Source organism: Roseixanthobacter psychrophilus (assembly GCF_043195195.1).
GTDB lineage: Bacteria > Pseudomonadota > Alphaproteobacteria > Rhizobiales > Xanthobacteraceae > NCEH01.
This window is the reverse complement of record NZ_JBAFWT010000001.1, coordinates 58,707-70,169: the sequence shown is the minus strand read 5'-3', so window position 1 is coordinate 70,169 and position 11,463 is coordinate 58,707. Positions and strand designations below refer to the sequence as shown.

Here is an 11,463-nt window from a genome sequence, read left to right as displayed (position 1 = left end):
GCACAATAATACGAGTGGTGAGGGGGATTGCAAGTCCCGTGGCAGCGTGGACCTTGAATTCTACACCGTCGCGTCGCTGGAGCGAGCGGGTGCGCTGGATGCGCCGGCAACCTCAGCAGCGCTGGCGCCCACAACCGCCTCGTATCGGCCAGGATCGGTCGCGCCCTCGGTGTTGATGACGAACACGCGAGAGCTTTCGTTGATGCCGATGAAGGCCCGCAGATTCTCATTCTGCGCCACCCGCACCAGACCCGCGAGGCCGGCGCCGCCGCTCTCTCCCGAGACAATGGCGGGATCGCCCGGCAGCGGCCGCGCGAGGCGCCGCATGATGCCCTCGGCGTCCGTTTCGTCCACGGTCATGAAGGCATCGGCGGCGCGTGAGAGGATGCGCCAGGCTACGAGCGAGGGCTCATAGCATTCCAGCATCGCCATGATGGTGGGTTCGCTCGCCTCAATCTTCACCGGCTTGCCGGCCTTGGCGCTTTCTAGCAGGCAGGCGGCGCGTGCCGGCTCCACCACAATGAAGCGCGGGCGTGACGCGCCGTAGATGACCGCGAGATGTCCGGCCACGGCCGCTGCCAGGCCACCGACGCCGGCTTGCATGAACACATGGGTGGGTGGCTGGGGCATCGCGGCGAGGGCTTCGCGAATCATCGCGGTGTAGCCCTGCATCACCAGGCCGGGGATGCGCTCGTAGCCGGCCAGGAGGTGTCCGAAACGATGGTCCAGCCTTCGGCCCCGCACCGACGTGTCGCTTCGTCCACCGCATCGTCATAGGTGCCGGGAACATGGATCATATGAGCGCCGAAGCGGGCGATTGCCTCGACCCGGTCGGGGCTGACGCCGGAATGCACGAAGATCGCGGCGGTGGCGCCGACCAATTGCGCGCCGGCTGCGACCGAGCGTCCGTGATTGCCGTCGGTGGCGCAGCCAAATGTCATGGTCTGCGCGATGGCCCGGATGTCGGGGATGAGCAGCTCACCGATGTCCACGGAGCGGCCGAGCCGGCGGCTCGCTTCCTCCAGCACGAGGCGGATCACCGCGTAGGAACCGCCCAACGCCTTGAAGCTGCCGAGGCCGAGCCGGGTGCTCTCGTCCTTCACCGCGATCTCAGCCACCTTCAGTTCGCGGGCAAGGGCGGGCAGCAGATGGAGTGGGGTCGGAACATGCTCGGGCCGATGGGCGAGAAATCGCTCCACTTCGTCTGCCGCCGTCAACGACAGACAGTCCGCGTCTTGCGCCTCCAAGGGAAGGCCATGAAGGGGGTGTGCATTGGGAATAAGCATGCCGCGTTCCTGTGCTCTTCGCGCAACGTTAGTGTGCGGAGAGCGCGAACGGCGCTCTGAATCGTCGATCTGGATGCAATGATGTTGCGTCTGATGCCGAGTAAGAGGCGCTTTGGCTCGCGTTCGGAATAGATCGAGTTGCTGCTCCATCCCAGCGCTGCCGCGTGTCGTGAGGAAGGCGACCCAAAGAAAACGGCCGGCTCTTTCGAACCGGCCGCCGGATGTCACGACGTAAGAAAAGGAAGCTTCACTTCTTCTCGACACCGCACCAGTCGTAGATGCTCAGTGCCATCACCTTGATGGCGGTGATGTAGTCCTCGATCGACACATATTCGTCGTTCGAGTGCATCACGGCCGTGGACCCGGGTCCGAAGATTACGGTCGGGGTGTCGGCATAGAGGTTCAGGAAGCGGGTGTCCGCTGCGCCTTGGCGACCGGAGATGATCGGCTGGAGGCCGGAGATTTCCGTGTATGTCTTGCTCACGATATCGACGATGGGATGATCGTGGGCGATTTCGGAGGCTTCGGCGTCATAGCCGACGAACCGCACCACGGGAGGATGGTCTTTCATCCAAGGGTCGCGCGCGGCATGCTCGGCGATCTTCTTCACGAGGCTCTGCTTGACACCCTCATGGTCCTCGCCCGGAACCGTGCCGATGGAGCCCTTGAGCAGGCAGGTGGCGGGGAAGGCGCTCGGATAATTCCCGGCCTGGAAGCTACCGATGATGCAGGGCAGGGAATCGAGGGCGTTAGGGTAGAGCGGGTGGGTGACGGTGGCGACCCGCTCGTCCTCAAGCTCCTGTACCGCGGCGGCAATCTTGTTGCCGAGCGTGATGCCGGAGATGCCCTTGTAGCGCTGCTGAATACCGGCCGGCTTGCCGTTGATCTCGATCTCAAACCAGATGCGGCCGATGCAGGCGGGCTGCACGTGCAGGTCGCTGGTCTCGCCGGAGATGCCGGCGTCCGCCTTATAGCCGCGGATCACGGTGTCGAGCGTGCCGTGGCCGCTGACTTCCTCATCGATCACGACGTTGATGTAGACATCGCCCTTGGGCTGGAGGCCGAGCTCCTTCATGAATTCGACAGCCATGATGTGGCTGGCGACGCCGCTCTTCATATCGGCCGAGCCGCGCCCGTAAATGCGACCGTCCCGGATCAGGCCGGACCAGGGATTGTCGCTCCAGCCTTCGCCGTTGCCCACGGGGATCACGTCGGTATGGCCGTTCAGCAGCAGCGAGCGCCCGCCGCCGGCGCCCTTGAAGGTCGCGACGATATTGGGGCGGTTCTCATAGCCGCGGTCGACGGGGCGATAGCCGGGGTGTTTCTTTAGTTCTTCCCAGTCGGTCTCCCACATATCGACGTCAAGGCCGATATTGGTCATGTACTCGTTGAGGAAGTTCTGGATCGCCGCTTCGTCGCCTGTGACGCTCGGAATGGTGATCATCTTCTGCAGGAACGTGATCGCCTTGTCGCGATTGGCATCAATGGTGTCCAGCAGGGCCTGACGATTCGGGTCGCTCATTGCTGTGTCTCCGGAAGGATTCTTGGCGGTGTGCGCGGTATACAAAAGAAAGTGCCCCCGGACCTGGATCCGGGGGCTGGAGGCACCGCCTCAGAGGGCTTTGAGGCGGGGAATGATTTCCTTCGCGATCACCTCGACCTGATCGGGGCGATATTTGTAGGGAACGAAGATGATCTTCTGGACGCCAGCGTCGATCTGCTCCTGGAGCTGGGCGACGCACTCGTCGACATTGCCCATGATCGCGCTTTCGCGCGTGCAGTCGCTGTAGGCCGGGAAATCCCATTCCTTGTTCAGCCAATCCATCATCTCACCCTCCACGGCGGCGCGGGAATCGCCGACCATGATTGGGAGCTGGGAAGCGTTGAGCAGGGCATCGGGATCCTTGCCGCCCTCTTCGGCGAAGTTGCGCATTTTAGCCCAGGACTTCTTGAAGTCCTCCGGGCGGTAGAAATAGGTCAGCCAGCCGTCGCCGACGGTGGCGGCGCGCTGCAGCACCTTGTCCACATAGCCGCCGATCAGGATCGGCATGCGGGGCTTCTGGTAGGGCTTGGGATACATCACGGCTGCGGAGATCTTGTGGAACATGTATTCGCCGTCGACTTTGTCTTCGGTGAACAGGCGGTTCAGAATCTCCAGATTCTCATCCATGATCTTGCCGCGCTTCTCGAACGGGATGCCCATGGCATCGAATTCGCGCTTGTACCAGCCGGACGCCATGCCCATGACCATGCGGCCCTTGGAGAGCTGGTCCATGCTGGACAGCTGCTTGGCGAGCGCAACCGCATTGCGCAGCGGCAGGACCAGGATGCCGGTGCCGAGCTTGATGCGGGTGGTGCGGGCGGCAATGGCGGTCAGCACCGTCAGGGAATCGATGATCGGGAAGTTCGGCTCCACGCCGAGCAGCATGTGATCCCACACCCAGATGGAATCGTAGCCGAGTTCTTCGCACTTCACGCCGTACTCGACGAGGCCGGGGGCATCGGGCATTTCGGGATAGGCCGTGAAGTTGCGCGAGGCGACCCCGAAGGTCTTGGACAGGATGGTCATTCTTGTTCCTCCATTGGCCCTGGAGCGTTTTCGGGCGAAACGGTTGTCGGTTCGCGGGAGAGAAAACGCGTTGACTTAAGTTGAGGTCAGGCGGTGAATAGGCGCTCGGGATCGAGCATCCGCAGGGTCGACAATTCGTGTTCGGTCGGCGGCTCGGTGATGGCGTTCTGGGCATCGAACACCAGGTCGAAGCCGGTGTTGTCCTGCACTTCCTCGCGGCTGACGCCGGGATTGAGCGCGAGCACCTTCATGCGCCGCTCGGCATCGTCGAAGCCGAACACCGCAAGCTCTGTGATGACGCGGAACATGCCGCCCGCCGGCAGCCCGCTGTCGGCGCGCGAGGTGCCGCCGCGGAGGAAGCCGGGGCTGGTGATGAAGTCCACCTGCTCCACGAACCGCCGCTTCTCGTGCTTCATGGCCACGATCATGTTGGTGAGGGAGGAGATGTCATTGCCGCCGCCGGTGCCGGGCAGGCGGGTCTTGGGGTGCGCGGGATCGCCGATGAAGGACGAGTTCAGATTGCCGAACTGGTCGATCTGCGCGCCGCCCATGAAGCCGATGTCCACATAGCCGCGCTGGAGCAGCAGCAGCACGTCGGTGGAACCGAGCACCATGTTGGCGCGCTTGGTGCAGCGCTGGTCGTTGGTGGAGGGCGGCAGCTTGCCGGGCTCCACGAACGCGCCCACCACGCCGCCCTCGAACAGGATGGTGAGGCCGGGGCAGCGCAGGCGCTGGGCCAGGGTCGCGGCGAGCAGGGGAATGCCGACGCCGGCGAACACCACTTGCCCGTCCTTGAGCTGGCGGGCGCTGAGGATGGCGAGAATTTCCGTCGCCGTGTAGCGATGCGCCTCAGTCATTGTAGATGCTCCGTCCGCGCTGGCTGGCTTCCAGGATTTCCTCAAGGCCGATGAGCGAGAGGTATTCGTTCCAGGAGGCGGGGCCGTAGACGTATTTTTCCAGGTATTCGCGCATGCCCTCGACGGGCGCCTTGTTCACCTGGGCGACGTACTGCGACATATGCTTCATCATCGGCTCATACAGCCCGTAGCATTCGTGCGGGGCCGAGCCATAGGGCACTTCCACCACCGCATCGACGCAGAAGAACGGGATCTTCGTCTGGTCGGGGGCGCGGCGGATCTGGTCGTTGGAGACGATGCGCTCCGTGGTCAGGATCACCCGCTTCGCCGCCATGGCGAGGTCGATGTCCATGAATTGCAGCCCGTCCATCTGCGCATTGCCGTAGGCGTCGCAGCGCTGAACGTGGATCAGGGCGACATCGGGATTGAGGGCCGGCACCAGCAGCAACTTTTCGCCGGTGAAGGGGCAGTCGATCTCCTTCGCCTCGGGGCGAATGCGCAGCACGTCCGAGCCGAGCATGGAGCGGATCGGCAAGAACGGCACGCCCATGCCGCCGGCGCGGAACCGCATGCCGACCGCCATGTGGCTCCATTCCTCATAATTGGCGCCGCCGTTCTCCACATGGTGGCGCATCACCTTGGACAGGCCCCACAGGATGCCTTGGGCGAACCAGCTGGTGATGATGTGGTCGCAGATGCCGGAGCCGAACAGCAAATCGCCATCGGTGGAAATGATGCTGCGCGAGCAGGTGAGGCCCTTCTTGCGCGAGCGCATGAGCTGCCAGATCATCGCCATGGGCGTGCGCGACATGGTGGAGCCGCCGAGGCCCACGCTCGCGCCGTCGGGCACGAAGGAGGCGGCCTCCTCCAGCGTCACGACCTTCTCGCGCAGGCTCTTGTCCCGCTGCGAGAGGTCTTCGCGCAACTGCGCATAGGGCGTTACGCCTGATGCCGTCACCTTCGTCTCCTTTTTGTCCCTGGAAGCTTTTGCTTTGCTAGGAGGCGTTTACTTCCGCATTGAAGTCTTCAATCAGCCGGTCGTAGACCGGGAGCTGCGCGGCAAGCCCGTCCCAGAAGGATTGGTGCTTGCGGCGTTCGAAATCCTCGAAGGCGATCCCCTGCTGCTCCACCCAGGTGTAATAGCCGAGGTTGAAGATGCGCCGGCGGTCGCTCTCGCTTAATTCCAGCATGTCGGCGGTGGAGGCCGCCTCGATGGCAAAGGTGTAGCTCTCGGCGGCGTCGACCTGATCGAAGCTGCCACCGTAATGCTTGGCGAGATAAGACGCCCGCTCGGTCTCGTAGAGGCCGGCGCCGTCGGTGGCGATGGTCACCACCACGTCGTCCGCGCCATAGCGCATGTATTTCGCGAGCTTGATGGCGGCCACGATATTGGCGAGGCCGGAAATGCCCACATTGTCGAACGCGGCGATCAGCGCCGGGTCGATCTGCTTGCGGTCGGCGAGATAGGCGCGGCCGACCTCGGTGCCGAACAGCAGGTTGAGCCGGTCGCTGGCGCGGTCCGAGACGGCGACCACGAAATCCGTGTTCATGACGTTGTGGATCAGCGGAATATGCTTGTCGCCGATGCCCTGGATATTGTGCTCGCCATAGCCGTTCTCCAGCAGGGTCGGGCATTCCAGTGCCTCCACCGCCGCGATGCGCGTGCCGTAGATGGCCTTGAGGTGATCGCCCGCCGCGATGGTGCCGGCCGAGCCGGTGGCCGAGACGAACGCGGCGAGGCGGCTTCCCGGCGCCTGGCTCTTCAGGTTTTCGAACACGCTGGCGCAGGCGGCGCCGGTGGCGGCGCGGTGGACCATATAGTTCGAATAGGCCGAGAACTGGTTCAGGATGACGTTGCTTTCATCCTTCTGCATTTCATTGCAGGCGTCGTAGATTTCCTTGACGTTGCTTTCCGTGCCCGGCGTGCGGACGATGTGGGTGGGGTCGGAAACCCATTTCTCCAGCCAGTCGAAGCGCTCCTGGCTCATGCCCGCCGGCAGCACGGCAACGCCGGCGCAGCCGATGATGCGCGAGACGGCGATTCCGCCCCGGCAATAATTGCCGGTGGACGGCCACACCGCCTTGTGGTGGGAGAGATCGAACGCACCGGTGACGAGCTGCGTGACGAGGCCCGCATAGGCCGGCAGCACTTTGTGCGCGCCGATGAGCGGGAAGCGCGCGCCCAGCAGCACCACGATGGGGGCGGCGACGCCGGTGAGGGCGCTCGGCAGAACGATGTGGTCGGGAACCGAAACCGTGCCGCGTCCGTCGGCGGCGTTGTTCCAGTGGATGCGCCACAGATTGGCACCGTCGGGCGCGTTGCGGTCAAGGTTCGCCAAGGCGGCGATACGCTCGGCGGGAATGGTCGAGGGATCGGCCAATTGGCCGAAGGTCGGCAGGCTCAAGCCCGCGTCCCGCATGTGCCGGATCGCGGCCTGCCGCTGCTCAGCATTGACGATGCCCGGAGCCGATCCGGGTACGTGCGCTGCACTCATCTCAAGACAACTCCCCCGCCGAAACGGATCTGGCGACCTAATGTCATATTATCATACTATTATTAGTACAATACACTTGGGGAATGGCAAATCTTTTTTGCTGCAAAACCGGCGTCCGGTCGCGTTTTCTCAGCCCTGGGCGGCGATCTGCAAGGCCGTCGGTGCGTTCACGTTGCGGGCGCGCTCCCCATGCAGCTTGGGCGCATCGCCATAGAGGGTGGTGCGCATGCGAGGCGCCCGGCCGGCGGAGCGGATGATCATCTCCATGGAACGCGGCGTCATCTCCTGCCCGTGGCTCGCGCCGGCGGAGCGGGAGATGGTCTCGTCCATCAGCGTGCCGCCGAGGTCGTTCACTCCGGCGGCGAGCGCAAGCTTCACCCCCTCGGGGCCGAGCTTCACCCAGGAGGCCTGGATATTGGTGATGTGCGGGTGGAGCGCGAGCCGCGCCACCGCATGCATGAGCAGCGCCTCGCGCAAGGTCGGCCCCTTACGCGAGCGCCCCTTCAGATAGATCGGCGCTTCCATGTGTACGAACGGCAACGGCACGAATTCCGTAAAGCCGCCGGTCTCCATCTGCAGGTCGCGCACACGGATGATGTGGCGTGCCCAATGCTCATAGCGCTCGATGTGGCCGTACATGATGGTGGCGGTGGAGCGCAGGCCGAGCGAATGGGCGGCGCGCATCACGTCCAGCCATTCCTGCGTGTTGATCTTGTCGGCGCACAGATGGGCGCGCACCTCGTCGTCGAGGATCTCCGCTGCCGTGCCGGGCAAGGTGGAAAGGCCCGCTTCCTTCAGGGCGGCGAGGAAGTCGGGGATCGGAACGCCCAGCGTCTTGGCGCCCTGGCTCACCTCCAGGGGCGAGAAGGCGTGCATGTGCATCTGTGGCACCGCGTCCTTCACCACCTTGCAGAGGTCGAGATATTTCTGCCCCGTGTAGGAGGGGTGGATGCCGCCTTGCATGCAGACTTCGGTCGCGCCGCGTGCCCAGGCTTCGCGCACCCGGTCCGCCACTTCCTCCATCTCCAGGTCATAGGGGCGGCCGCGCAAATTCTCGCTCAGCTTGCCCTTGGAGAAGGCGCAGAACTGGCATTTGAAATAGCAGATGTTGGTATAATTGATGTTGCGGGTGACGACATAGCTTACCGTATCGCCGTTCACCGTGCGGCGCAGGTCGTCCGCCGCGCGGCAGACAGTTGTGAATTCTTCATCACGCGCCCTGAACAGCCGCACAATCTCCGCTTCGTCCAGCGCGATGCCGGCAACGGCCCGGTCGAGAATGCGGGCCAGTGCGCCGTCCGTGCTGGCGGGCGCCGAAGGCTTGAGCAGCGCGGCTTCCTTGGCCGGCAGGCGGTCGGTGGAGCCGGGGCACCAGTCATCGGCGCGCGGCCAGCCGTCGCCGTCGATGAGGTCGAGCAGCTTGGTGCGCAGCCCCTCGTCCACCCAGCGTCCGGAATGGGTGGCAAAGGCGGGATAGATGGCGAGCCTCTCGGTTAGCGTCTTGCCGGCTGCTTTCGTCGCCGATTCCAAAACCCGCAGATGCGGCCAGGGCGCTTCCGGATTCACATGGTCCGGCGTGACGGGCGAGACACCGCCCCAGTCATTGATGCCGGCGGCCACCAGCTTGCTGAGCGCGCCGGGGCTGAGGTTGGGCGGTGCCTGGATGTTCATTGCCGGCTCGAACAGCAGGCGCGCCATGGCGATGGTCCACACATGCTCGTCGAGGGAGGGCGCCTCCGTATCGGCCATGCGGGTGCCGGGCTTCGGGCGGAAATTCTGGACGATGATTTCCTGGATGTGCCCGTAGGTGTCGTTGAGATCGCGCAGTGCGACGAGCGCCTCGATCCGCTCGGCACGCGTCTCGCCGATGCCGATCAGAATGCCGCTGGTAAAAGGCACGCCGTGTTCGCCGGCGATGCGCATGGTCTCCAGCCGTGCCGCTGGAATCTTGTCCGGCGAGCCGTAGTGTGCGCCGCCCTTGGCCATGAGGCGCTCGGAGGTGCTCTCCAGCATGATGCCTTGGGAGATCGAGACACGGCGAAGCGCCGCGACATCTTCTGAGGCGAGCAGGCCGGGATTGACGTGGGGAAGCAGGCCGGTCTCACGGAACACCAGCTCCGCCATCTCGGCAAGATAGGAGAGGGTGGTGGGATGGCCGAGCTCGGCCAAGGCATCACGTGCGAACTGGTAGCGCAGCTCCGGCTTGTCACCGAGCGTGAACAACGCCTCCTTGCAGCCTGCCTTCTGGCCGGCGCGGGCGATGGCGAGCACCTCATCGCGAGAGAGGAAGGCGCGCTCGCCCTTCCGCGGCGCGTGGGCGAAAGTGCAGTAATGGCAGACGTCGCGGCACAATTGGGTCAGCGGTATGAACACCTTGCGCGAATAGGAGACGAAATTTCCGTGCGCCAGGTCGCGCCGCTGCGCCGCAGTTGCTAGCAGGGGGGAGAGATCGCTCAGTTCCACTAGGCCGAGCGCCTGTTCGGTGGAGAGGCGAGCACCGGCGGAGAGGTCGGCGAGGAGGAAAGACGCAATCATAGGGGCAGCGGCTCCTCAAGCGGCGCAGACAAGGTCGGGACCGGACCAGGACGGGCGCGGGACGGAAAGAAGGCGGGAGTGAACGCGGCCGGCAGGGCGGCGAGATCCTCGCTTACGTCGATGTCGCGGCCGAGGCCCGGCAGGTGCAGCACCTGCGGCACGATGCCGGCAGCGTGCGCGCCCTCCAGGTGGCGGGCGAAGCTGGAGGGCCCGAAGCAGGGCGCGAGGCGGTCCGGGGGGCAAGTGGCCAGCAGGTTCGTGCCGCCGTCACGCATCGCCGGCACGAGGACCAGCGGTGTGTGAGCGAGCGCGTCGATCACCGCTTCCACTTCCGCCGGCACGATGCCTGGCACGTCTCCGGGCACCACGATCACGCCACCCTTGCCAGCCCGGCCGAGGGCGCTCATGCCGGCGCGGACGGCGGCATTGGTACCGCTCTCTACCGCATCCGGCAGAACATGTGCGCCAAAGGCGCGGGCGAGCGCCATGGCCTCGGGATCGCTGGTGACGACAAGGATGCCAGAGAGATCCCGACAAGAGGCGAGCACGCCCAGCACCTGCCGCAGCATGGCCCTGGCGAGGTCCGCGCGTTCGGCAGGGGAAAGCTGAGGCGCGAGACGGCGCTTGGCGAGCGCGAAGCGCTTCACCGGCACCAGGGCCCAGAGGTCGCGGGGCGCATTGAAGCTGCTTGCGGAAACATGCTGGTTCATTGGCCCACCGCCTTCCTGTCGGAATGGATGACCGCGCCCGCCGTAGCCAGCACATCGGCAAAGCGCAGCACGTCGCGTGCCAATTGGGCGCTGTCCTCGGCGCTTTTCATCAAGGTTTGCACGGCTTCCACCGGCGTTGCGATCCGCGCCCGCTCGTCTCGGTCGGCGGAGTCGATCACCAGGCCATCGATCAGCGAACCGTAATGGGAGGCGATGGCCGCCGAGGTTGCGGGCACCTTCAGCTCGGCCATGATCTTGGCGGTCGGGCCTTTGATCGCCTGCCCGCCGATGATGGGGGAGACCGCGACGATGGGCGCCCGCACGGCTGCAAGCGCGGCGCGCAGGCTGGGAACGGCGAGGATGGGATCGATGCTGAGATAGGGGTTGGAAGGACAGATCACCACGGCTCGAAGGTCAGGTGCGGCGAGCGCGGCCAGGACGTCCCGCGTCGGTTGGGCCGTGCGGGCACCCTCGAAGGCGAAGCCGGTGACGGCCGGGGCGCAGCGGCGCTCCACGAAATAGCGCTGGAACGGCAGGATGCCCTCATCGGTGTGCACCAGGGTGTGCACCGGCGCATCGCTCATGGGCAGCAGGCGGGCGGAAATCCCGAGACGCGCGCGCAGTGAATCCGTCACCTGCGTCAGGCTTTCCCCAAGGTGCAGGCGCCGCGTGCGCTCCACATGCACGGCAAGGTCGCGGTCGCCGAGCTGGAACCAGGTTTCCCCGCCAAGCTCACCAAGGGATGCCATGAAATTCCATGTCTCGTCCGCCCGGCCCCAGCCGCGCCCCTCGTCGCTGAGGCCGCTCAGCTTGTAGAGCACGCTGTCCAGGTCCGGCGAGATGAACAGGCCGAGATGCTCGAAATCGTCGCCGGTATTGATGATCAGGGATACGTCCGCGCCGAATTCCCGCTCCAGGCCGAGGGCGAGCTTGGCGCCGCCTACGCCGCCACACAAAGCGACAATGGGCCCGGAGCGGAGCGGCGGCGCGGCGAGGGGCGCGTTCATCGGA

The 11,463-nt window shown here is 64.9% G+C and carries 8 protein-coding genes and 1 pseudogene; all 9 read right to left on the bottom strand.

Annotated elements, in window-relative coordinates; translation table 11 throughout:
• Nucleotides 1–60: 60 nt before the first annotated feature.
• A pseudogene (locus V5F77_RS00315) lies at nt 61–1,286 on the bottom strand (diaminopropionate ammonia-lyase).
• 247 nt (nt 1,287–1,533) lie between these two features.
• Nucleotides 1,534–2,808 (bottom strand): ArgE/DapE family deacylase, encoded by a 1,275-nt coding sequence (locus V5F77_RS00310; protein ID WP_429003318.1) that lies wholly within the window; start codon nt 2,806–2,808, stop codon nt 1,534–1,536.
• A 90-nt stretch (nt 2,809–2,898) separates the two neighbouring features.
• Entirely contained in the window at nt 2,899–3,855 is a 957-nt protein-coding gene (locus V5F77_RS00305; protein WP_429003317.1) for an LLM class flavin-dependent oxidoreductase, read from the bottom strand.
• Between the two features lie 86 nt (nt 3,856–3,941).
• Nucleotides 3,942–4,712, bottom strand: a complete 771-nt coding sequence (locus tag V5F77_RS00300) for a CoA-transferase subunit beta (RefSeq protein ID WP_429003316.1) — start codon at nt 4,710–4,712, stop codon at nt 3,942–3,944.
• Nucleotides 4,705–5,670, bottom strand: a complete 966-nt coding sequence (locus tag V5F77_RS00295; protein WP_429003315.1) for a CoA transferase subunit A — start codon at nt 5,668–5,670, stop codon at nt 4,705–4,707. The genes V5F77_RS00300 and V5F77_RS00295 overlap by 8 nt, the downstream gene beginning before the upstream one ends.
• Nucleotides 5,671–5,707: 37 nt before the next feature.
• Nucleotides 5,708–7,207 carry a pyridoxal-phosphate dependent enzyme gene (locus V5F77_RS00290; protein ID WP_429003314.1) on the bottom strand — a complete coding sequence of 500 codons (1,500 nt, stop codon included), beginning with the start codon at nt 7,205–7,207 and terminating at the stop codon, nt 5,708–5,710.
• Between the two features lie 129 nt (nt 7,208–7,336).
• A complete protein-coding gene (cofH, locus tag V5F77_RS00285) occupies nt 7,337–9,742 on the bottom strand; it encodes a 5-amino-6-(D-ribitylamino)uracil--L-tyrosine 4-hydroxyphenyl transferase CofH (protein ID WP_429003313.1) in 2,406 nt (801 codons plus the stop codon).
• Entirely contained in the window at nt 9,739–10,452 is a 714-nt protein-coding gene (gene cofC, locus V5F77_RS00280) for a 2-phospho-L-lactate guanylyltransferase (protein ID WP_429003312.1), read from the bottom strand. Before cofC ends, cofH begins: the two co-directional genes overlap by 4 nt.
• Entirely contained in the window at nt 10,449–11,459 is a 1,011-nt protein-coding gene (gene cofD / locus V5F77_RS00275; protein ID WP_429003311.1) for a 2-phospho-L-lactate transferase, read from the bottom strand. Before cofD ends, cofC begins: the two co-directional genes overlap by 4 nt.
• Nucleotides 11,460–11,463: the final 4 nt, after the last annotated feature.

Coding starts and splice junctions, on each gene's coding strand:
- V5F77_RS00310 (WP_429003318.1), bottom strand. CDS start 2,808: ATGAGCGACCCGAATCGTCAGGCCCTGCTGGACACCATTGATGCCAAT.
- V5F77_RS00305 (WP_429003317.1), bottom strand. CDS start 3,855: ATGACCATCCTGTCCAAGACCTTCGGGGTCGCCTCGCGCAACTTCACG.
- V5F77_RS00300 (WP_429003316.1), bottom strand. CDS start 4,712: ATGACTGAGGCGCATCGCTACACGGCGACGGAAATTCTCGCCATCCTC.
- V5F77_RS00290 (WP_429003314.1), bottom strand. CDS start 7,207: ATGAGTGCAGCGCACGTACCCGGATCGGCTCCGGGCATCGTCAATGCT.
- cofH (WP_429003313.1), bottom strand. CDS start 9,742: ATGATTGCGTCTTTCCTCCTCGCCGACCTCTCCGCCGGTGCTCGCCTC.
- cofC (WP_429003312.1), bottom strand. CDS start 10,452: ATGAACCAGCATGTTTCCGCAAGCAGCTTCAATGCGCCCCGCGACCTC.
- cofD (WP_429003311.1), bottom strand. CDS start 11,459: ATGAACGCGCCCCTCGCCGCGCCGCCGCTCCGCTCCGGGCCCATTGTC.